The organism is Arthrobacter antibioticus, assembly GCF_030063205.1.
In the GTDB taxonomy this organism is placed as follows: Bacteria; Actinomycetota; Actinomycetes; order Actinomycetales; family Micrococcaceae; genus Specibacter.
On sequence record NZ_JASISQ010000002.1, the window covers coordinates 360,130 to 381,618 of the forward strand.

Annotated in this window: 22 protein-coding genes; 13 read left to right on the forward strand and 9 right to left on the reverse strand. The window is 59.0% G+C overall.

Translation table 11 applies throughout. The features are described 5' to 3' along the window. Positions 1-17: 17 nt before the first annotated feature. From QMG40_RS06795 to QMG40_RS06805, 3 genes are all read right to left on the reverse strand, one after another. Complete coding sequence (locus QMG40_RS06795) at positions 18-632, reverse strand: TetR/AcrR family transcriptional regulator (RefSeq protein WP_283529392.1); 615 nt, start codon at positions 630-632, stop codon at positions 18-20. Positions 633-695: 63 nt separating this feature from the next. Further along, entirely contained in the window at positions 696-2,018 is a 1,323-nt protein-coding gene (paaK, locus tag QMG40_RS06800) for a phenylacetate--CoA ligase PaaK (protein ID WP_283529406.1), read from the reverse strand. Further along, on the reverse strand, positions 2,015-2,455 hold the full coding sequence (locus tag QMG40_RS06805; protein WP_283530128.1) for a hotdog fold thioesterase: 441 nt from the start codon (positions 2,453-2,455) through the stop codon (positions 2,015-2,017). The genes paaK and QMG40_RS06805 overlap by 4 nt, the downstream gene beginning before the upstream one ends. Before the next feature lie 281 nt (positions 2,456-2,736). Between QMG40_RS06805 and paaA the strand changes: the two genes are divergently transcribed. The 6 genes from paaA to QMG40_RS06835 are packed head-to-tail and all read left to right on the forward strand — an operon-like array spanning position 2,737 to position 7,620. Further along, positions 2,737-3,804 (forward strand): 1,2-phenylacetyl-CoA epoxidase subunit PaaA, encoded by a 1,068-nt coding sequence (gene paaA / locus QMG40_RS06810; protein ID WP_283529415.1) that lies wholly within the window; start codon positions 2,737-2,739, stop codon positions 3,802-3,804. Between the two features lie 2 nt (positions 3,805-3,806). Then, positions 3,807-4,157, forward strand: coding sequence for a 1,2-phenylacetyl-CoA epoxidase subunit PaaB (paaB, locus tag QMG40_RS06815; RefSeq protein WP_283529451.1), 351 nt, complete (start codon positions 3,807-3,809; stop codon positions 4,155-4,157). After that, complete coding sequence (gene paaC / locus QMG40_RS06820; protein ID WP_283529468.1) at positions 4,154-5,065, forward strand: 1,2-phenylacetyl-CoA epoxidase subunit PaaC; 912 nt, start codon at positions 4,154-4,156, stop codon at positions 5,063-5,065. The genes paaB and paaC overlap by 4 nt, the downstream gene beginning before the upstream one ends. Before the next feature lie 5 nt (positions 5,066-5,070). Further along, entirely contained in the window at positions 5,071-5,616 is a 546-nt protein-coding gene (gene paaD / locus QMG40_RS06825) for a 1,2-phenylacetyl-CoA epoxidase subunit PaaD (RefSeq protein WP_283529485.1), read from the forward strand. Continuing rightward, positions 5,616-6,806, forward strand: a complete 1,191-nt coding sequence (gene paaE / locus QMG40_RS06830) for a 1,2-phenylacetyl-CoA epoxidase subunit PaaE (protein ID WP_283529502.1) — start codon at positions 5,616-5,618, stop codon at positions 6,804-6,806. Before paaD ends, paaE begins: the two co-directional genes overlap by 1 nt. A 31-nt stretch (positions 6,807-6,837) precedes the next feature. Continuing rightward, a complete protein-coding gene (locus tag QMG40_RS06835) occupies positions 6,838-7,620 on the forward strand; it encodes an enoyl-CoA hydratase/isomerase family protein (RefSeq protein ID WP_283529508.1) in 783 nt (260 codons plus the stop codon). Positions 7,621-7,691: 71 nt separating this feature from the next. Here QMG40_RS06835 and QMG40_RS06840 read toward each other — a convergent pair whose 3' ends face one another. Together QMG40_RS06840 and QMG40_RS06845 are read right to left on the reverse strand one after the other, a co-directional pair. Continuing rightward, entirely contained in the window at positions 7,692-8,525 is an 834-nt protein-coding gene (locus QMG40_RS06840) for an SDR family oxidoreductase (protein ID WP_283529514.1), read from the reverse strand. Continuing rightward, a complete protein-coding gene (locus QMG40_RS06845; RefSeq protein WP_283529521.1) occupies positions 8,522-10,204 on the reverse strand; it encodes an FAD-binding oxidoreductase in 1,683 nt (560 codons plus the stop codon). The genes QMG40_RS06840 and QMG40_RS06845 overlap by 4 nt, the downstream gene beginning before the upstream one ends. A 17-nt stretch (positions 10,205-10,221) precedes the next feature. On the opposite strand from QMG40_RS06845, the gene QMG40_RS06850 reads away from it, so the two are divergent. The 3 genes from QMG40_RS06850 to QMG40_RS06860 are packed head-to-tail and all read left to right on the forward strand — an operon-like array spanning position 10,222 to position 13,408. Continuing rightward, positions 10,222-10,920 (forward strand): TetR/AcrR family transcriptional regulator, encoded by a 699-nt coding sequence (locus tag QMG40_RS06850; RefSeq protein ID WP_283529528.1) that lies wholly within the window; start codon positions 10,222-10,224, stop codon positions 10,918-10,920. Next, entirely contained in the window at positions 10,920-12,491 is a 1,572-nt protein-coding gene (locus tag QMG40_RS06855; RefSeq protein ID WP_283529535.1) for a glycerol-3-phosphate dehydrogenase/oxidase, read from the forward strand. The genes QMG40_RS06850 and QMG40_RS06855 overlap by 1 nt, the downstream gene beginning before the upstream one ends. After that, on the forward strand, positions 12,488-13,408 hold the full coding sequence (locus tag QMG40_RS06860) for a diacylglycerol/lipid kinase family protein (protein ID WP_283529541.1): 921 nt from the start codon (positions 12,488-12,490) through the stop codon (positions 13,406-13,408). The genes QMG40_RS06855 and QMG40_RS06860 overlap by 4 nt, the downstream gene beginning before the upstream one ends. A gap of 31 nt (positions 13,409-13,439) precedes the next feature. Here QMG40_RS06860 and QMG40_RS06865 read toward each other — a convergent pair whose 3' ends face one another. After that, complete coding sequence (locus QMG40_RS06865) at positions 13,440-13,982, reverse strand: CGNR zinc finger domain-containing protein (protein WP_283529550.1); 543 nt, start codon at positions 13,980-13,982, stop codon at positions 13,440-13,442. A gap of 381 nt (positions 13,983-14,363) precedes the next feature. Here QMG40_RS06865 and QMG40_RS06870 point away from each other — a divergent pair, with 381 nt between their 5' ends. Together QMG40_RS06870 and QMG40_RS06875 are read left to right on the forward strand one after the other, a co-directional pair. Beyond that, positions 14,364-14,588 carry a hypothetical protein gene (locus QMG40_RS06870; RefSeq protein ID WP_283529557.1) on the forward strand — a complete coding sequence of 75 codons (225 nt, stop codon included), beginning with the start codon at positions 14,364-14,366 and terminating at the stop codon, positions 14,586-14,588. Positions 14,589-14,598: 10 nt separating this feature from the next. Continuing rightward, a complete protein-coding gene (locus QMG40_RS06875) occupies positions 14,599-15,795 on the forward strand; it encodes an MFS transporter (protein ID WP_283529576.1) in 1,197 nt (398 codons plus the stop codon). 34 nt (positions 15,796-15,829) lie between these two features. On the opposite strand, the gene QMG40_RS06880 is transcribed toward QMG40_RS06875, so the two are convergent. Next, positions 15,830-16,732, reverse strand: a complete 903-nt coding sequence (locus QMG40_RS06880; protein ID WP_283529593.1) for a phosphatase PAP2 family protein — start codon at positions 16,730-16,732, stop codon at positions 15,830-15,832. A gap of 59 nt (positions 16,733-16,791) precedes the next feature. Here QMG40_RS06880 and QMG40_RS06885 point away from each other — a divergent pair, with 59 nt between their 5' ends. Then, the gene (locus tag QMG40_RS06885; protein WP_283529600.1) at positions 16,792-17,781 is read left to right on the forward strand and encodes an o-succinylbenzoate synthase; all 990 of its coding nucleotides are present in this window, start codon (positions 16,792-16,794) and stop codon (positions 17,779-17,781) included. Between the two features lie 63 nt (positions 17,782-17,844). After that, positions 17,845-19,605: a 2-succinyl-5-enolpyruvyl-6-hydroxy-3-cyclohexene-1-carboxylic-acid synthase gene (menD, locus tag QMG40_RS06890; RefSeq protein WP_349361607.1), complete on the forward strand. Its 1,761-nt coding sequence runs from the start codon at positions 17,845-17,847 to the stop codon at positions 19,603-19,605. A gap of 107 nt (positions 19,606-19,712) precedes the next feature. Here the strand turns inward: menD and QMG40_RS06895 are convergent, their stop codons facing one another. Together QMG40_RS06895 and QMG40_RS06900 are read right to left on the reverse strand one after the other, a co-directional pair. Next, complete coding sequence (locus QMG40_RS06895) at positions 19,713-20,516, reverse strand: amino acid ABC transporter ATP-binding protein (protein WP_283529617.1); 804 nt, start codon at positions 20,514-20,516, stop codon at positions 19,713-19,715. After that, positions 20,513-21,487 (reverse strand): amino acid ABC transporter permease, encoded by a 975-nt coding sequence (locus QMG40_RS06900; RefSeq protein WP_283529633.1) that lies wholly within the window; start codon positions 21,485-21,487, stop codon positions 20,513-20,515. Before QMG40_RS06900 ends, QMG40_RS06895 begins: the two co-directional genes overlap by 4 nt. Positions 21,488-21,489: the final 2 nt, after the last annotated feature.

Here is a 21,489-nt window from a genome sequence, read left to right on the forward strand (position 1 = left end):
TCACGGAAGGCGCTGCATTAGCGGTGCAAGCCTTGAAAAGACATGGTGATGAGATCGTCGGCCAGCTTATCTGCGGAGAGCTGGCCGCCGGGTTTGTACCATTCCACAATTGAATTAATGGTGCCAAAGAGCAGCCGGGTGATGGTGCCGGGGGCAATATCAGTACGCAATGAACCATCTTTTTGTGCGGCAGCAACCAACTCGGTGATGGTTCGGTCAAAGGAACGACGCCGGGTAAGCGCCTCACGTTCCATCTCCGTATTCCCGCGCAATCGCAAGAGCAGGGTGACAAAAGGCAGCCTGGCCACCAGCACGGCAATGGTTTCCCTGAGCACAAATTCAAGGCGGGCATCGGCTGGTCCGGATGTTGCGCCGTCGCCCATCAACACCTCTTCCAAACCATCCAGGGCCTCATCCAAAGCCAGCCGCAGCAGATCCTCTTTGGAGGGGACGTGGTGGTAAATGGCGGACTTGGAAATGCCAAGGTGCTCGGCAAGAATACCCATGGATGTGGCCTCGTAGCCGTGTTTATTGAACACCTCCACGGCGATCCGCAGCACCGAGCGTTGATCGTAACCGGGGCGTCCGCGTCGGGAACCGGCGGTGTGAGCTGCATCTGTGGCGGAGGGCATGGTTCCTAGTTTCTCACGGGTCGGCACGGGTACGAGCTTGGGGCTTACACCGGGGCAGCCAGGTTAGGTGCGGTTGTCATAAACGCGCTTGAGCTTGCCGTTGGAGCGTTCAAGCGAGCCGGGCGCCACCACATCGATGATGACAGAGAGGCCAATGTGGGTTTTGATCTGGGATTTCAGCGTCAGTGCCGCAGTGTCACGATCCGCAGCGCTGGTGTTTTCACGGGGTTCGATGTGCACCCTCATCTCATCCATACGGCCGTGGCGGGTGAGTTCCAGCTGGAAATGTGGGCTCAGGGCGGGAATGCGCAAGGCAATTTCTTCCAACTGGGAAGGAAATAGGTTCACCCCGCGCAGGATGATCATGTCATCGCTGCGACCGGTAATGCGGGCCATCCGGCGCATGGCTGGGCGGGCTGTGCCGGGCAACAGACGGGAGAGGTCCTTGGTGCGGTACCGGATGATGGGCAGAGCTTCTTTGGTCAGGGAGGTGAACACCAGCTCGCCTTCTTCGCCGTCATTAAGTACAGCGCTTTCCCCGGGGGCCGGGTTGAACGGGTCAATGATCTCGGGGCGGAAGTGGTCCTCCCAGATGTGGTTGCCATCCTTGGTTTCCACCGATTCTCCTGCCACACCTGGGCCCATGACTTCGGAGAGGCCGTAGATATCGCAGGCCTGCAGGTCCATGCCCTGCTCCAATTCACGGCGCATTTCCTCCGTCCACGGCTCAGCCCCGCAGACGGCAAACTTCAAGGAGGTGGCACGGGGATCCAGGCCGCGGCGTGCCATGGCATCCATGATTGTCAGCAGGTAAGTGGGAGTGCACATGATGGCGTCGGGTTCGAAGTCAGTGATGAGCTGGATTTGTTTCTCCGTTTGGCCACCGGACATGGGGATGACGGTGGTGCCAAGGGCCTCGGCCCCGTAGTGGGCACCCAAGCCACCGGTAAACAGGCCGTAACCGTAGGCGTTGTGAACTTTCATGCCGGGGCGGATGCCGGAAAGGTGCATGCACCGTGCCACCAAGGACGCCCATAAGGCAATGTCGTTCTTGGTGTAGCCCACCACAGTGGGCCGTCCTGTGGTGCCGGAGCTTGCATGGACACGCACCACCTCGCTTTGCGGCACCGCGAACATGCCAAAGGGGTATTCCTGGCGGAGGTCTTCTTTGGTAGTAAAGGGAAATAGGGCAAGGTCAGAAAGTTCCCGCAGATCGCGTGGATGGACTCCAGCTTCATCAAATTTGCGTTTATACATCGACACACGCTCGTAGGCGTAGGCCAGTGTGTGCTGAAGCCGTGCAAGCTGCAGCGCCTGGAGCTCGTCGCGGCTGATTAACTCGCCCTGGTCATAAGCGCTGGGGGCTAGTGCGGAGGAATCAATCATTGTGGGAGGGACCTTTCCTGGCCTGTGCGCGGAGATGGGATGGTTCTGCTGCGGCCGCGAAACTCGGCAACCACCGCAGTGCCATCGTCGTTTTCAGCGAAAACCTGGACGTCATAAAGTCCACTGCGTCCACTCTGCTGGCGCCTGTTGGCAACAGCTGTGAGGCGCTGGCCTGCGCGGGTGGGGCCCAGAAAATTTATGTCGGCACCGGAGGCAACCGTGACAGTGTTTGCGGCGCCGTTTGGCGGCGTGCAATCCGATGGCGTGTAATCCGATGGATTGCACGCCAAGGCAAAGGCGGAGTCAGCTAAGGAGAAGATCATGCCTCCGTGTGTGATGCCAAAGCCATTCATCATTTCTGCCCGCAGTGTCATGGCAACGGTGGCGTGACCGTCGCCAAGGGCCAAAACCTCAAGCCCAAGCCATGCGGAGGCCATATCATTTCGCAGCAGCGGGTGCTCCGTACTTGGATTAGTGGCCACCACGTATTGCTCCTGACTTTTCCTACCGAATGTTCATTAGGTAATACCCTTGTGGCACGTTCTGTCAATGGGTCCTAAAAACGCGGGGACAGGATTGCAGTTGATGCAATGGCCCCTCAAGTCCGTTATAGAGCAGCCCTATTTGATTGACGAGGCCTGGCTCACACTATATCCTGAACGAACGGTCGGTAAATAAATCGGCAGGACTCGATTGGCATGATTTTTCAGGAGTAGTCGTGGCACACAACGAACAGCCCCAGGTCCCCCACGCTGGGGCCCCCCACACTGAGACCCCGCTCGCTGGGGGTCTCAGCGGTCAGGCCCCCGTCGCCCAGGCCCCCGTCGCCCAAGGTGAAGAGGATGCGGCCGGGCAGGCGAATTTTGACGCGATCATCGCCAAGGATTCCCGCGTGGAGCCCAAAGACTGGATGCCAGAGTCCTACAGGCGCTCGCTTGTGCGGCAAATTTCCCAGCACGCCCACTCTGAAATTATTGGCATGCAGCCGGAGGGGAATTGGATCACTCGCGCGCCAAGTCTGAAGCGCAAAGCGATCCTCATGGCGAAAGTTCAAGATGAGGCTGGACACGGGCTTTATTTGTACTCCGCCGCGGAGACGTTGGGTACCAGCCGGGATGACATGATGGAGGCCCTGGTGGCCGGACGCGCCCGCTATTCCTCGATTTTTAACTACCCCGCTGTGACGTGGGCAGACATGGGTGCCATTGGCTGGATGGTTGACGGTGCTGCGATTTGCAACCAAGTGCCACTCTGCAGGGCATCCTACGGTCCCTACGCGCGGGCCATGGTCCGGGTGTGCAAAGAAGAATCATTCCACCAACGGCAGGGTTTTGAAATCCTCTTGGAGCTGGCCAATGGCACCCCGGAACAGCGTGCCATGGCCCAGGATGCCGTGAACCGTTGGTACGCGCCATCACTGATGATGTTCGGTCCTCCAGACGATGATTCGCCTAACTCCAAGCAGTCCATGGCATGGAACATTAAACGTTTCAGCAATGACGAACTCCGCTCGCGCTTTGTTGGCATGCTTGCCGAGCAGGTCACAGTGCTGGGCTTGACGTTGCCTGATGAGCACATCCGCTTCAACGAGGACACCCGGACATGGGAACACGGCGCCCTGGACTGGGTAGAGTTCAAAGAGGTTTTGGCCGGTCGCGGCCCCTGCAATGCTCAGCGTTTGGAGCGCCGGCGCAGTGCCCATGAAGAGGGTGCGTGGGTGCGCGAAGCCGCCGCAGCGTATGCGGATAAACAAAGTGCTAAAAAAGCACAGAAGGTAGCGGCTTGAGAATGGGCACGCCAACATCACCCACGGGCACGGGCACGGGCACGAGCACCAGCCCAGCTCCGGATTCGGGCGTGCGGCGTTGGCCCCTGTGGGAGGTCTTTGTCCGTTCCAGCCGCGGCCTAAGCCATGTCCATGCTGGGTCCTTGCACGCACCTGATGCTGACATGGCACTTCGCAACGCCCGCGATCTATACACCCGCCGCAACGAAGGACTCTCAATCTGGGTAGTCCCCGCAGACGCCATTGCAGCGTCGGACCCCGATTCCAAGGGTTCATTCTTTGAATCACCGCAGGGCAAGGACTACCGCCACGCCACTTATTACACTAAGAGCGAAGGAGTGAAACACCTGTGAACCAGCCTTTGGGCGATTCTTCCGCCACACGCATTCTCCCCAACAGCTCCCAACGCTCGCAACCTCACGACGGGTCCCAAGCTGCTGTGGGCCCATCCGGCCACGTATTGCGACCCGAGGACATTGCGCTCGCAGCCCGTCAGGCAGCGAGTACGGGGGAGGGCCTGCCCGGTGCAGACGTGGCCGAATATGCTTTGCGTTTGGGCGATGATGCCCTCATCCTGGCTCAACGTTTGGGACACTGGATCTCCCGTGGCCCCGAGCTGGAAGAAGACGTGGCGCTTGGAAACATTGCTTTGGATGAGTTGGGCCATGCCCGCTCTTTTCTGAGCTATGCCGGCAGCGCATGGAACAAGAGCGAAGATGAACTGGCTTATTTCCGGCGCGAAGAAGAATTCCGTTCGGCGCATCTTTTTGAACAACCCAATGGCGATTTCGCCGCGACCATAGTCCGGCAGTTCATTGCCTCGAATTATCAGTTCCTGCTCTACCGGGCACTAATGGGATCCAGTGATCCTACTTTGGCTGCCATTGCCGCCAAGGCTGTGAAAGAAGTGGACTACCACGTGGACCACAGTAGCCAGTGGGTTTTGCGGTTGGCAGGGGGCACCGATGAATCCCGCCGTCGCATGGTTGCAGCCCTAAAGCTGATGTGGCCGTTTGCCGCTGAACTTTTCGAAGATGATTCGCTGACTGACAGGCTGGGCTCCGCCGGTGTGACACCCTCCAGCCTCAGGGCTGGCTTTGACCTCGCCACCGGCGCCCTACTGGCAGAAGCTGAACTGGATATCTCCGGTATTGAAAGGGCAACCGGTGGCGGACGCAGCGGCCACCACAGCGAACATCTCGGTTTTATGCTGGCCGAGATGCAGGTGCTCGCGCGCGAATTTCCCGGCGCGAGTTGGTGAGGGCCATGGTTGCGGATGCGCTGACGGCTCAGCAGGTGGCGTGGGAGATTGCCGCTACTGTGTGCGACCCCGAAATTCCCGTGCTGAGCATCGCGGATCTAGGCATCCTGCGAAGCGTTGAAGTTACCGCGGGCACTGAAATTACCGCGCACACTGGAGGTGCTGAGTCCGGTGGCGTGCGGGTCACGATTACTCCCACCTACTCAGGTTGTCCGGCCGTGGATGCCATCCGCGATGACCTCAGAGCAGCGTTTGCAGAGGCGGGCTACTCACCCGTGGAGGTGGTGGTGACGCTGTCACCGGCCTGGACCACCGATTGGATGAGCGCTGCTGGGCGGGTCAAACTACAGGACTACGGGATCGCACCTCCCAGCGGAAACTCCACGGCTGGTGGGCACAGCGGCCCCATCCGGTTGGCGTTACAAGTGAAATGTCCCCAGTGCAGCTCGCTGAACACCCGCGAACTGACCCGCTTCGGCTCCACATCCTGCAAAGCACTCTATGTATGCTCGGATTGTCTGGAACCCTTCGATTACTTCAAGGTGCTTTGATGAGTGTCCCCGTTGATGCCACGGCAAGGCGTAGAGCCGCTTTTCATGCGCTGAGTGTTTCACGGATCCGCCCGCTCACCGACGACTCCGTGGAGGTCACCTTTGCGGTGCCTGCTGAGTTGGCCGGGTTCTATGACTACTTACCCGGTCAATATGTGGCATTGCGCGTGCAACGCCCCGGTGCCGACGGCGTTGGACGTGAAATACGCCGCAGCTATTCCATCTGCGCCCTCCCCACACATTTTGCGGACGGCAGCGCGGAAATACAGGTGGCCATCAAGCGTGACATTGGTGGAGAATTTTCCACCTGGGCCACCACCGAACTCAGTGTTGGCACCGTCCTGGAGGTCATGAGCCCCATGGGCGCCTTCATCTCCCGGCACGGCTTGGTCAGCAACGTCCTCACCGGATTAAATCAGCCGGAGTCCATGGCGGGGCAAGTTGGTACTTATGTTGCCATAGCGGCCGGTTCGGGCATCACACCCGTTATGGCGTTGGCAAAATCGTTGCTGGCCGGACATCAAGAAACCCGGCTTGATCTGATCTATGCCAATAAGGCCACCATGGATGTCATGTTCCTAGAGGAGTTGGCGGATCTAAAAGACAGATACCCGCAACGGTTCGCCATTCACCATGTGCTTTCTCGTGAGCAACGCATTTCCCCACTGCTTTCCGGACGTTTAGATGCGGCCAAGCTGGAAGCGTTGCTTGGAACGGCAATCCACAGCGAGGAAGTTGATGAATGGTTTTTGTGCGGACCTTTCGAATTGGTTCAACTGTGCAGAGACCTGCTGGAAGCTCGCGGCATACCAAGAGAAAAAGTCCGTTTTGAACTGTTTTCCACGGGCCGCCCCGACCGTCCGGAAGGACAAATTGGGCATGTGGTCCCTGTGGATGACTCCAAGGAAAGTTACAGGATAAGTTTCACCCTTGACGGGCTTAAAACTACAGTCCTTAGCCCAACCCACGCCCGCGAATCCGTGCTGAACGCGGCTCTACGAGTCAGAGCCGACGTGCCTTTTGCCTGCACCGGTGGCGTGTGTGGAACCTGCCGGGCCAAGGTTGTTAAAGGAGCCGTGGAGATGAGCGAAAACTACGCGCTTGAGCCCGATGAATTGGCCGCTGGCTATGTTTTGACCTGTCAATCACACCCCACCACAGCAGAGGTGGACGTGGACTATGACGTGTAAAAAAGCTGGCACAACCTACTAAGGAGTCTCTTTGATTGAGCTGAGCATTACCAACCATGTAGCGGAGATTGTGCTGAATGCTCCGTGGAAACTGAACTCTCTTGATGAGGCCGGGCTGGGTGAGCTCAGTGAAGCCTATGACCATGCGGCTGTGGGAGTCGCTGCGGGGTCAGTGCGAGCGCTGCTGCTGCGGGGGGAAGGGCGGGCGTTTTGCGCAGGCCGCGACATTGCTGAGGTGGACGGCGCCAACGATGACGCCCGCCACTACCTGGAAACGTTGCTGACCCCACTCCTGCAAAAAATGAGTAATTTTCCTGCCCCCACCTTTGCCGCAGCGCAAGGAGCCTGCCTCGGGGTGGGACTGGGGCTGCTCGTCGCCACAGACGTTGTCTACGTGGCCGAGAATGCCAAATTTGGCTCCCCCTTTGCCAACCTCGGCGCTACCCTCGACTCTGGCGGGCACTGGTTGTTTACCGAACGGCTGGGGGCAGCGCGTACCTTGGATTTGATCTACACCGCAGAGCTGATCAGCGGCGCTGAAGCCGTGACGTCCGGGATGTTTAGCCGTACCAAACCCGCCGGGGAACTTCTGGACTTCACACGCGCCGCCGCTGTGAAGGCTGCCACCGGACCCACCCAGGCGTTCAACGCCAGCAAGTCGCTTGTGGGAGCGATTCGGGACCTCCGGCTGGGACTCTGGGACGCCGTCGTACTGGAAAACGCTGCCCAGATTGAGCTCTCAGAAACGGCAGACTATGCAGAAGGGTTCGCCGCCTTCGCCGGGAAACGGAAGCCAGACTTTAAGGGACGTTAAGGCGCCAGCGAAGAAATAACTGCGGGACCCGCCGCCTCCTGCCGCTCTGTCTAGGGGGAGGCGGGTCTGGTTTATTTACGGCCGGTGAAGTGCTCCATGGATTTATAGACGCCAAACACGCGGCCAGCCACCACATCCCAGGCGGCGATTGGCAATACCCCGCGCAGAGCCATGCTCAATTTCACTGTCCACGGCATCATCAGCATTGGCGTTCCTTCTTTCATGGCCCGCCACACCCGCTCCGTTACCGCAACAGGCTCCATCAGCGGTGTCATCATTGGTCCACGGGCACCCTCAAACATCCCCGTTTTAATGTAGGAAGGGCAAAACGTTGTCACCATGATGTGGTTGTGGCCCGCCTGTTTCAGTTCTAAGCGAAGGGAGTCACTCCACCCGATGACTGCCCATTTAGAGGAGGAATAAACACTCATGCGGGGGTTGGACAGCATCCCCGCGGCCGAGGCGACATTCACTATCCGAGACGTGCGGCCGCCCTCAATCATGGCTGGCAGGAACTCGCGGGTGATATGCATCAGGGCCAGAGTGTTAATGGCCATAGTGACAGCAATGTCCGCACGCTGATCGTGCTCCCAAAAATACTTTCCACGCACAATACCAGCGTTGTTAATCAGGATATCCGGGGTGCCGACCTCGTCCCGGACCTTTTGTGCCGCGGCCTCGATAGCCTCCAGCTTGCTGACATCCACCACGTAGCTGTGAATCTCTGAGCCCTTGCCTTGAAGCTTGGCGGCGGCCTTTTCCAGTAGTTCGGCATTGATGTCCCACAGGATCACATGTGCTGCGTGATCCTGTACGGCCAGGTGGGCATACATTTCGCCCATACCCATGGCAGCGCCGGTAATGAGGACGGTAGCTCCCGCAAGAGATTCTATGGTGCCGGTCATGATGGTTCCTTTAAGTGGGGTTCGTTGGGGATGAGCTTGCCGGGGTTCATGATGCCCTCGGGGTCCAGCGTGTTCTTGATGCTGGTCAGAACCGAGACGCCCAGGTGTCCGATTTCGGCAGACAAGTAGGGTGCGTGGTCCATGCCTACTCCATGATGATGGGTGATGGTGGCCCCTGCTGCCGTTATGGCGTTGGAGGCGGCCTCTTTCACGCGGGCATTTTGTGCCAGCCCGTCCTCCTCCAAACCCGCAAAGAAGGTGAAGTATAAAGATGCGCCGTCGGAGTACACATGGGAAATATGTGTTTGCACATAGGCGCCACCACCTCCAACTTCCAGGGCACCCAGGATGGCCTGGCGGATATCTCGGTATGTCTGCGCAATTTTGGTCCAGGTAGCTGCCGTTTCCAGTGTTTCCACGTAGACGCCACGGGTCAATAACTCATCGCGGAGGTACGGGCCGCTGAACCGGCCGTGCTCCCACGCCTTTCCGGGCAGCGGTCCCAACCAGATTCCACCTGCCTGCCGCAGAATTCGGGCACTGCGGCGGCGGCGGGCACGTACATGAGCGCGCTCGCCCTCCCAGACAAAGAGCGCAAGTGCCTGATTCCGTTGACCCCGGATACGCAGATAACGGGATAGGGCGCCGGTCTTCACCCCACCTAATTTGAAGGTCGACGCCGTTTCATCAGTGTCGCTGAGGCGGCAGACATGCGGCATGTCACCGCGGCTACCGTTCTGGCGCAGTTGCCGCATTGCTTCCGCGCCGGCAGCAAAGGACGGGAAGGACCATGCGCCGTAAACCTTGCTCTTGGGTGCTGGGGACACTTTTACAGTGGCCCTGGTGATGACCCCCAGTGTTCCCTCGCTGCCGATGATGACATCGAGTAGCTTCGGTCCGGCTGCGGTGCCAGGCGCCGATGAGCCAACATCGAAGTCTCCCATAGGGGTTTCCAGATGGGCCGACTTCACAAGCTCCTCTGAACGCCCGTAGCCGGTGGAGGCTTGTCCGGCGGACCGGGTGGCAATGTACCCGCCAAGCGTCGCCTCCTGATGGCTTTGGGGGAAATGTCCCAGGGTGAAGCCGTGCGGGGCTAAAGCTGCTTCTATGGCCGGGCCTCGAATGCCAGCCTCAAAACTGGCCGTACGGGACGTGGGGTCCACTTCCAGCAGTTGGTTCAGGCGGCTGAGATCGATGGTGATAACTCCGGTGAAACGCCCTCGCAAAGGTTCAACCCCGCCCACTACGGATGTTCCACCTCCGAAGGTAACCACAGCTATTTTTCGCTTTACGCAAAAGGCCAACACGGCGCCGACCTCCTCACTGCTGCCGGGGAAGACCACGGCGTCAGGGGCATCAAGGGCGTCCCCACTGCGACGTCGCAACAAATCGGGTGTGCTCTTGCCACCGGCATGGTGAATGCGGGTTTGAGCATCGGTTAAGACGCGCTCTTGCCCCGTGATGGAGCCAAGCTCTTGCAGGACATCCTGGTCCAATTTCACGGCTCCGAGGCGGACGTCGGCCAAGTTAACGGGCGGGTGGTTGGCGCCAACACTGGAGAGTTTCAACGTACGGCGCAGAAACTCAAGAGCTCCCGGGGTGAGTGGCCGGGCGTGGGTAGGATCGCCCCAGCCATACCAAACGGAGGGAGAAATTTCTTCTGTGAGGTGCGTCACCATAAGATACAGTGTGACACATGAAGTCACAACGTACCACCACGCAGGGTGTTGAGCCGCAGGCTGTTGATCCTAGGACTACTGACGCTGGGGAGGGCGCTGGTGCCTCGTCAGCTGATGAGAGGCTCCTTGCCGCCATCCGAGAATCCGTGGTGTTGCATGGGGTCAGGCACACCACAGCCAATGATATTGCCGAGCGGGCAGGCATCTCCCGCATGACCTTCTATCGGCGCATGGGATCAGTGGAGAATGCTGTGCTGGCGGCCCTGACGCAGGAGTTTCGTACCTACGCAGGTAGTGTGCGGATACGTGCATACGCGGGTAACGGTCGCGAGCAGTTGGTGCAGTTCGCTGTTGAAAGCGTGCGAGTGTTCGCAACCTCGGAGCTGCTGGATTCCATTGCCGAGCGGGATCCAGAATTCCTGATTCCCTATGTCACTGACAGATTTGGGACGGGCCAGCAACTCATTCTTGACCAGGTAAACGTACTGCTTGATGCCGGTTTCGCCGATGGCAGCATCGAGGCCACACCGGGCACCGCGACCACGTTGCTGCTAGTACTCCAAGGAGTTGCCTTGTCCTCTAAAGTGCTGAGGAAGACGGGCACTTTTGAGGATTCTTTGACGGAATTGGCGAAGATGTTGAGCCGATACCTCACGCCTACCGCGCCTTTTGCACCCTCAGCGGCTTGCCACTCAGCCGAAGAAAAAGTGGCGTGATGACTGTAAATGCTAGCTGGATCAATGAGGCAAGCCGGCGCCGCTCGCTGGAGCACGTGGGTGCACGCACAGTAGACGTTGTTGTTGTAGGCGGCGGAATAACGGGGGCAGGGGTGGCCTTGGACGCGGTGAGCCGCGGCCTAAGCGTGGTGCTGGTAGAGAGCTGCGATCTTGCCTCCGGGACTAGCGGATACAGCTCCAAACTCATCCACGGAGGGCTGCGGTACCTGGCCAAAATGGATTTCCAGGTAGCGTGGGAGTCTGCTGTGGAGCGGCGTTGGTTGATGGGGCGGATCGCCCCACATCTTGTCCATCCGCTTGGTTTTGTCATCCCGGATGCCCGTAGTGCCGCGGCGTGGGAAGGTCTGGCTGCCGGGGCTGGCGTGGTCATTTACGATGTGCTGCGCAGACTTTCGGGGCTGAGCTCGAAGGTACTGCCGCGTCCGCAGTTGCTGTCCAGGCAGGCGGTGGGGGCTTTGGTGCCTGCCCTTGATGAGAAGGCGCTGCGCCGCGGCTACCTATATTGGGATGGTCAGGTGATCGACGATGCCCGGTTAGTTCTGGGCGTTGCCCGAACAGCCGCCGGGCTCGGAGCGCACATTCTCCGAGATGTGCGGGCCACCGCGGTGACGGCGCAGAGAGTTAACGCCATCGACACCAGAACCGGGGCGCCCGTGCATATCCGTGCCCGAACCGTTGTGAACGCTGCCGGAGTTTGGGCCGCTGATTTCGAGCCGAAACTGCGCGTAACACCAAGCAGGGGCACGCACTTGGTGGTGCGGGCACAACGGCTGGGCAACCCCCACGCCGCCCACACGGTTGCTGTGCCGGGACACTTTGGGCGCTACGTTTTTGTGTTGCCACAACCAACCGGCGTTGTCTTCATAGGACTCACGGATGACGAAGATTATCAGGGGGACGGGCACCACCCTCAGGTCCCGGAACACGATGTCGACTTCCTCTTAGACATTGTTAACACCACCTTGTCGGTGCCGCTGACGCGCGCTGATGTGGTTGGCTCCTTCGCAGGACTACGGCCTCTTGTTCAGGGCGCGTCCGGTGCCGGTGGACGTGGTACCGCGGATGTTTCCCGGCGTCACCTGATCAGGGATGTCCCGGGTTCACCCATCACAGTGGTGGGAGGGAAAATGACAACGTACCGGCGCATGGCAGAAGACGCGGTCGACGCCGTGGTGTCACGGCTCGGGCTCAAACTGCCCTGCCGCACAAAATCCCTCCCGCTGGTGGGTGCCGCATCCGCGAAAGAGTTGCAGGATATTGACGCTCCGGCACGGCTGGTTGCTAAGTACGGGACCGAGGCTCCCGAGGTGCAAAAGCTGGGGAGGGTAAATCCGCTACTTGCGGAGCCGTTGTTTTCGGGGACGGACATCACCGGAGCTGAGCTGATGTTCGGCATTTTGGCAGAAGGGGCAGACACAGTGGAGGATCTCCTGGAGCGGCGTACACGGTTAGCCTTTATACCCACCGATGAGGCAAGGGCTTGCGCTGCGGCAAAGCAGATACTGGCTTTGGCTCTATCGCTGTCCACCGTCGAGGAGAGTGCCACATGAACCCCGGCGCTGGCGGCCTGGACAGTGGAAGGGCACTGCTGCTTGTGAACCCGACGTCGGGCCGGGGGCGTGGCTTGCGGTTGATGGCCAGCACCGCCGAGGCCCTGCGAGTTGCCGGGTTCCGTGTTGAAGTTTCTGTTACTGACGGGCTGGAGGATGCCACGGCCCAGGCAGAAGCAGGAGCCGCGGGGTCCTTGGTGGCTATTCTGGGTGGGGATGGTTTTCTCGGCGCGGCTGCCGCAGGTGCACGGAAATCGGGGGCTATCATCCTGCCGCTGGCCGGGGGGCGCGGAAATGACACCGTACGCCGTCTGGGACTGGGGCTTGACCCAGTCAAGACGGTCAGAGACATCAAAAACCTGAGCGTGCGCGAACTTGATTTGGGGCTTGTTAATGATCGTCCCTATTTGGGTGTTGCCAATGTTGGCTTTGATGGCTTGGCCAATGAATATGGCAACAATGCGCGGCTGAACCTTGGGCCGTTCGTGTACCTTTACGGTGGAATCAAGGCGTTTCTTGATTGGAAGGATGTTACTTTCACTCTCTCAGTGGATGGCAAACAAAGCACCTTCCCAGGCTGGTTCGTTGCCGTGGGAAACATTGGCCAGTACGGGGGAGGGCTGCGAATCTGCCCGCAGGCCATGGTTGACGACGGTCTGCTGGATGTTGTCTCGTTGGGCAAGGCAACGATTCTGGCGGTGGCGGCCACTTTTCTGCGTTCCTACCGGGGCAGCCATCTCCGACAAGAGAACGTAAGCTTCACCCGAGGGAAAGTGGTGTTGATCAGCGCCAGTAAACCGCTAAATATCTATGCCGATGGGGAAAAGCTGGCCGCGCTGCCAGCTCTGCTGGAAGTGGTGCCTCGGGCAGTGAAAGTACTGGTTCCGGCCAGCTCGGGCGTCTTACTCAACGGCTGATACGAATTCTCGGGGAAGGCGGCGGTGCGGGCTATGAGATCTCTGCTGATTTGGCCCGATGCCTACGTACCGCTGCACGGTTGGCGCATCTCACCGAACAGTATTGTTGGCGGCCGTTGCGAGTAGTATCAACCACTACCGCCCTACAACCATCGCCAAGTGACGTTCCGGCAGCGCAACGCCCAAGCCGGTGCATGCCGCGGGTGGTGAGATGTAAAGCGGTGCCAACGCTGATAACCGCGCGCAAAACATGTGAGAGATTCTGATTTTGATCGCGGTAGTGCAAATGCCAGTCTTCTCCGTTGTGCTCGGTAAGCCTTGGGTAGGCCGATGCTGTGGCCATGTGGGCATTGAGCAGGGCAGCGCGTTCATGAGGGTCGCGCGCATCAACAACAGTTAGCCAATCGTCGATGATCGCCCGAACCAGCCCGTAGTCATTCGCCGCTGCCGTAAAGTCGATTGTCATGCCGATATCCCGGGCGCGGGCCACAATGCCAGCCCTGTCGTCGGGAAACGCGTTGGCGAGCGAAGCGGCAAGAAGAACCGCATATTCTCCGTAAGGGTTGAGTTGCATAAGGCCATTACATCATAGTGTTTTACATGACGCTTTCTATTTCTTCAGAGACCAAAAAGACTAGCAAGTCCAATGAGCTCCATGAGCACACATGGCAACTAGAATCAGCCCACACAACTTCACAGGGCATCATTGTCTACATGAAATGCTCCAGCCCCTGCAATGTTCGACGGGTTGACCTCCACAATCCCGATAACGGGGATGAGGCGACAATCAGCAAAAATATCGGTGAGCTATGCTGACGCCGGGAGTTCGAAGCCTCAGCGTGACAAACGCGATGACTGATGTAAGCCATCCATGTGAAGTCCTCGCTGACTTATACGCACCCTCCGCTACCAGCCCCCGTGCGTTGCCCCATTGATGACGGGCCATTCTTATCAGGTGGTAGAGCAAGAGGTGCCCCTAGAAGGTGGAAACGCGACCGACGGTGTTGTTTGGATTGGCTCGACCAGCCGCAAGCAGTGGACTGCGAACACCCCGGCTCCGACCTGGTCTGTGGAGCTTGCCTGTGGAACTTGGTTGTTGGGTGGGCAGCGGTGGCCTTCGCTAATAGCTTCCAGCCGCTATGGCTCCGCCGTCCGCGACGTCTCCATCCGTCAGGTCTAGAGTAGAGCCAGTGAGCAAACCATCGAAACCAGGAGACTTCAGTCTGTGGTCCATTGCCCTTCCGGCATTTGGGCCATCACTGCTTTTTGGTATTGGCGAAGGGGCTATTCTGCCCATCATCCCGCTCAGTGCGCGCACCATGGGCTCGTCCCTGGCGGGGGCGGCTCTCATTGTGGCGTTGATTGGGATTGGTTCCCTGGTCAGTAATATTCCGGCCTCGATGATCACAGCTAAGTTTGGTGAACGGCTCGGCATGGTTGGCGCTGCCATCCTGAGCCTGTGCGCGCTCCTGCTCTGCGTTTTCGCCACCGAACTCTGGGCCTTTGCCGCAGGGATTCTCCTGATTGGCGCTGCCTCGGCAGTGTTCAACCTAGCGCGCCAAAGTTACCTCACCGAAGCTGTTCCGCCACTCTTGCGGGCCCGGGCCATGTCGACGCTTGGTGGGGTGGGCAGGATTGGTTTGTTCGCCGGACCGTTCATTGGTGCCTTGGTGATTCACCTGGTGGGGCTCAGTGGCGCCTACTGGGTGGCCGCTGTGGCCGTGGCTGGTGCAGGAGCCCTGGCTCTGTGGCTACCTGATCTTGTCAGCGACCAAGGTGAGCGCAGTGACGGGCCAGCCCCCACCCTGCGTTTCTTGGTTTCGGCGCATAAAGAAATCTTCCTCAGTGTTGGGCTTGGGATCCTCTTCGTCAGTGCAGTGCGCTCTTCCCGGCAGGTTGTAGTGCCGTTGTGGGCAGACAACCTTGGCCTGAGCCCTGCTGCCACCTCCCTGATCTATGGTATGTCCGGTGCCATAGACATGCTTGTCTTTTATCCAGCCGGCAAGGTCATGGATAAAAAGGGGCGCATAGCGGTAGCCGTGCCGTCCATGGTGTTGATGGGCGTCTCGCTGCTGCTGATGCCGCTAACCTCAGGAGCGCTCACTCTGCTGCTGGTAGCCATGCTGATCGGGTTTGGAAACGGCATTGGATCGGGCCTGGTCATGACCTTGGGAGCTGACTACGCACCACGGAACGGGCGGGCCCAGTTTCTGGGCGTATGGCGGTTCATCTCTGACATTGGTGGCTCAAGCGGACCAGCGATCCTTGCGGGCCTAACGGCTGTGGTGAGTTTATCTTTTGGCATTGCGGCCACCGGATTGTTGGGGCTGGTAGCGGCTGCCGTACTGGGGTATTCGGTACCCCGGCACAAACCCATCCAGCGCTAGTTCGGGAATCCAGACAGTTAGGCGAGCAGCCGAACTAACGCCGTGAACGGCGTCGAACAGCCAATGTCAGCAGTAATATGCCAGCACAAGTGAGGCCATAACCAACAACAACCATTTGGCCAAGTCCAATCAAGAAATAGCTGGTGGTACTAACCGCATCGGGCACTGAAACCGAACGTAAGATCAGGGCCGTTGCCACGCCCGCCAGCAGGGCCAACAGCCCGGCCAAAACAGTCCACCACCGCGCCGAGGCCCAGTGCCTATCCGAGCCCAACCAGACATTCCACTTCGGGCCTGTACGCATAACAACCAGCGCCGCCAGGGCAGTCCAGAACGCCACAATGAAGAAAGCCGCCAAGACATCTGATGGTCGGTGCCATTGATTGATGAGCGTGGAAATTCCCACCACAAGGGCGTAACTGCCGCCCACAAAGCCTGCGGCAGGGCGCCAGCGTGGGGAAACCACCAGGAACACGGCGGCTGCGGCGCTGGCGGCCAGGGTAGTGTGCCCGGACGGCAACGAATTCAGGGCCAGAGTGTTCACGCCGAGATTGGGTCGGTCCGGTAGCCCAGCCTTGATCACCTGGGTGGAGAGATTAGCAGCGGCCATGGCGACAATAGCGAAACCAGCCGCTTTCCACCTGCGTCGGGCAAGGGTGACGAATAAGACCACAAGCGCGGCGATGACCAGGGACGTCACGGGAAGTGAGTCAAGGACTTGGGCAGTCTGTATACCAATGCGTTGGCGGGCCGCCTCGGCCTCAACCAGGGCTGACTCGTCAATGAACTGTCCGGAGGTGGTGGTGATGAAAAACCTGTAACTAAGAGCCATCCCAACCAAGCTAATGAACGCCGCCGAGAAGAATGGCCAGGCGGCAATGCGTGAGGCGGCACGGCTGTGCGGGCCTGAACGGTGAGGGGCGGCATGGTTCTTCATCCCGCCTAGCTTCCCACAGATTCATGGGAGCTTGCTGTGGTTGGGGCTACAGTGAAGAGATGCTTCCACTCCCACCGCTTGAGCAGGTTCTTGCCGACGCCCATGTAGTCTCCCTGCCCATGAAGGTGAAGTTTCGAGGTGTGCAGACCCGCGAAGTGATGGTCTTTAAAGGTCCCGCGGGATGGGCGGAATTTGGGCCTTTCCTTGAGTACGACGACGCAGAGTCCGCCCGGTGGCTAGCCGCAGCTTTGGAAGCTGGCTGGCTGGGGTACCCCGAGCCAGCGCGCAGCTGGATTCCGCTGAACGCTACCGTTCCAGCAGTTACTCCTGAGAGAATTCCGGCGGTACTTTCGGCATTTGATGGTCTGCACACTGTGAAGATCAAGGTGGCCGAGGCTGGAGAGTCGCTGGCGCAGGATGCTGCCAGAGTGGGGGCAGTACGGAATTTGCTGCCAGAGGCCCGGATCAGAGTGGATGCCAATGGCGGATGGTCGGTGCCGCAGGCAGTGGCAGCGTTGCGCATGCTTTCAGTGTTTGGGCTTGAATACGCCGAACAGCCCGTTGCCACGATTCCGGAAATGGCTGCTGTACGTGCGGCGCTTGGTGGCTCGGTTTTGATTGCAGCGGATGAAAGCGTGCGCAAAGTTACTGACCCCCTGGCTGTTGCCCGCGCCGGAGCCGCAGATCTACTCGTGATTAAAGCAGCCCCCCTGGGAGGCGTCCGACGGGCGTTGGCAATCGTTGCCGAAGCCGGTTTGCCCGCTGTGGTGAGCTCGGCGCTGGATTCTTCTGTGGGCATCCGAACCGGATTAGCACTTGCGGCCGCGTTGCCACAGTTACCCTACGCCTGCGGGCTGGGCACAGTATCTTTGATGGAAGCAGATGTGGCAGTGCCAAGCCTGGTAGCGGTTGACGGCGGAATTGAGCTGCGCGAGGTTGTTGCTGATCCGCAGCTGCTTACCCGGTTTGCCGCATCGGCGCAGCGGCGTGCCTGGTGGCATGAACGTTTGAGCCGCTGCCATGCCCTGCTGGGTCCTGAACTGTTCTAACGCCCGGGGCATCGCCTAGCGCGCGTATGGGCATCCGGCGCTCTGTGTGACTAGAGTAGTGGCGTGACTTTACTTAGCTCCATGGATGCTGCCCGCCACGTTGTAGACGCCTTGGTCCGTGCGGAAGTTGCTCACGTGGTGGTGGCGCCAGGATCCCGCAGTGCCCCTCTTGCCTATGCCCTTGCTGAAGCGCAGGCAGATGACCGGCTCAAAACATATGTACGAATTGACGAACGAGTTGCCGGGTTTACGGCCCTAGGTCTGGCACTGGGGGCGAAGGCTCCCGTGGCGGTTGTGACAACGTCGGGAACGGCTGTAGGCAACCTACTGCCTGCGGTCATGGAGGCTAACCACAGCGGAACACCCATCGTTGTGCTCTGCGCGGACCGACCCGAAGAATTGCGGGGCACCGGAGCCAACCAAACAACACAGCAGCTGGACATCTTTGGCGATCACGTTCGTTTTGCCACGGATGTTCCAGCCGGTCTGGATCCCTCCAGCGCCATCTCAACAGCCCTAAGTGCTGCCCGCGGACGGTTAGAAGGTATTCCCTCCGGTCCCGTTCAAGTGAACCTCGCCTTTCGGGACCCGCTGACACCGGCACTGGACGGTTCGGAATGGGAACGGCTGCTGCCTGTGGTGAAGGCGGGAGATGGCCTGGGTCCTGAGCCCAGAAAGGCCATAAGCAGCCCGGTGGCAAGCAGTCCAGTGGTAAGCCTGCCAGTAACGAGCTTGCCCGTAACGAGCTTGCCGGCAACGAGCCACAGAACAGTGGTGGTGGCCGGGCACGGGGCAGGTGCGGAAGCGGAATACTTTGCCCGAATGTTGTCTCTACCGCTGCTCGCGGAACCGTCTTCCAATGCTCGGTTTGGACCCAACGCGGTTGGCCCATACCGGCTGCTCATTGAGGCCTTTGGCCCTGATAGCACTCATCCGATTGAGCGGGTGGTACTTTTTGGTCGGCCAACACTATCGCGGCAAATCAATGCGTTGCTGGCCCGCACCGACCTGGAACGGGCACTATTTATTCCCAAGCCTGTTCCCTGGTTCGAGGCTGGGCGGCGCACGGAACTGATGTTGACTCAATGGGATCAACTCGTTGGCTTCGCCGGGCAGGGCCCGGACGGCTGGCTCCAAGTGTGGCAGGAAGCGGCCGCTCTTGGCGAGAAGCAATTAGATGCGCTCTTCAATGATGCACCCCCCAATGCCAAGGAACTTACGGGCCCGGCGGTGGCGCGCGCAGTGTGGGCCAAGGCCCAGCAAGAGCCCAGTAGCAACCTCATGCTGGGTTCCTCAAACCCTGTCCGCGACGTTGACCTGGCGGGTAAACCCACCAGGGTAAACAACGTCACTGTGTTCGCCAACCGGGGTCTGGCAGGTATTGACGGCACCCTCGCCACAGCAACCGGGGTAGCCCTGGCTACGGGCCGGCCAACACGGGTGTTGCTAGGGGATCTGACCTTTTTGCATGACGTAGGAGCTATGAATACAGGTCCCACCGAAGAAATTCCGCACCTGCAAGCCATAGTCCTCAATGATGGTGGCGGAGGCATTTTCTCAGTCTTGGAGCACGGAACACTAGCGCACGCACCCAACTACGCGGCCGCCGTCGAACGCTTCTTTGGCACCCCGCACACAGTAGAACTGGGTGTTTTGGCGCAAGCTTACGGATGGGCTCATACGTTGGTGCGCACTCCCGCGGAGCTGGGGCAGGCTCTGGCCGCACCTGTGCAGGGGCGCAGCCTCATTGAGGTATCGGCCAGCCGGGCAGGATTGCAAGAGTTCCACGCACGTATCGCCGCAGCCTTGGCTGATTCACAGTAACAAAATTCACAGAAACAAAATTCACAGTAGCAAAATTCACAGCAGCAAAGGGCCCAAAAAAAGCTGGCCCGCAGCAGTGCACTGCTGCGGGCCAGCTTTATCTGCGGTTAGAGGACGCGGCTAAGGAATTCCTTGGTGCGTTCGTGCTGCGGATTGGCGATGATATCCCGAGGGTTACCGGTTTCAACCACCACGCCAGCATCCATGAACGTGAGGGTGTCTCCAACCTCGCGGGCAAAACCAATCTCGTGAGTAACCACAATCATTGTCATGCCTGACTTGGCCAGATTCTTCATGACTTCAAGGACATCACCGACCAGCTCGGGGTCCAGTGCTGATGTGGGCTCATCAAAGAGCATCAGTTCCGGTTCCATAGCCAGTGCCCGGGCAATGGCAACACGTTGCTGCTGGCCGCCAGAGAGCTGGGAGGGGTAGAAGTTGGCACGGTCAGACAAACCCACCATTTCCAACAGTTCCTGTGCCTTCAACTTCGCAGTCGCCTTTGACTGACGTTTGACCTGAGTAGGGGCCTCGATCACGTTTTGCAGCGCAGTTTTGTGCGGGAACAAATTGAAGCGCTGAAAAACCATACCGATTTCCGTGCGCTGAGTTGCGATCTGTTTAGTGTTTAGATCGTGCAGCTTCCCATTGACCTCGCGGTAACCGATCAGCTCGTTATGGACGTAGATCCGCCCGGCGCTGATTGTTTCCAGCAGGTTGATGCACCGTAGAAGCGTAGATTTCCCTGAACCAGAGGGCCCAATGATCACTGAAACTTCTCCGGGCTTGACTGTCATGTCGATGCCCTGAAGCACATGATGATCGCCGAAGAATTTATGCACACCCTGAATTTCCACCAGCGGCTTTACGCCGGCAGGGCTCACCTTATCCGTTGAGGTGGTCTTGGTCATTGCTTGCCACCTTCCGTGGTTCCGCCAATAGTTTTCTCTGGAGTTGCGTGGGCTGAGGCTGCGGCGGCAGTTGCCTTCACCGGTGCTTTCATCACATTGTCAATCCCCTTGCCGAAATGCCGTTCAACGTAGAACTGGCCCACCATGAGAACCGATGTGATCAACAGGTACCAGAATGCGGCAACCATGAGCAATGGGATAGGCAGGAACGTTCGGCTCGCGAGCGCATTGGTAACAAATGTCAGGTCCAAAGTGAATGGGACTGCCAGCACCAGCGAGGTCGTCTTAAGCATGCCGATTGTTTCATTGCCCGTGGGGGGAATGATGACTCGCATGGCCTGAGGCAAGATGATCCGCCACATGACCTTGGACCGGCGCATACCCAATGCTTCGGCCGCCTCCATCTGCCCGTTGTCAACAGATTTAAGCCCCGCCCGGAAAATTTCAGCCAGGTAAGCGGACTCGTTCAAACCCAAACCAACGATCGCACCAACGGTGGCGGTGATAACCGTTGAGGTGTCCCAGGAGAACAACTCAGGCCCGAACGGTACCCCAAGAATGATCTTGGGATAAAGCACCCCCACTGAACCCCAAAACAACAGCTGGGTATATACGGGGGTGCCACGAAAGAACCAAACCCATACCCAGGCCACATACCTGAACAAAGGATTCTCAGATTGCCGCATGAAGGCCAGCAAAATGGCCAGCACAATGGCGATCGCCATGGAGCTGACAGTTAAAACGAGTGTCCAGCCCACGCCTTGGATAACAAGGACATCAAAGAGATACGTCCTAAAAGTTTCCCAATAGAACTTTTCGTTGGTGGTCATTGACTGGATGACCATAACGAGCACCAGCAAAATAAATGCTGCGCCTACCCAGCGCCACGGGTGCCGAACCGGAACTGCATCAATGCGTTCCAGGTCGGCTCCCGGGCCCGGTGTCGACCCACGGGAGAGTAGTCGGCTCAACT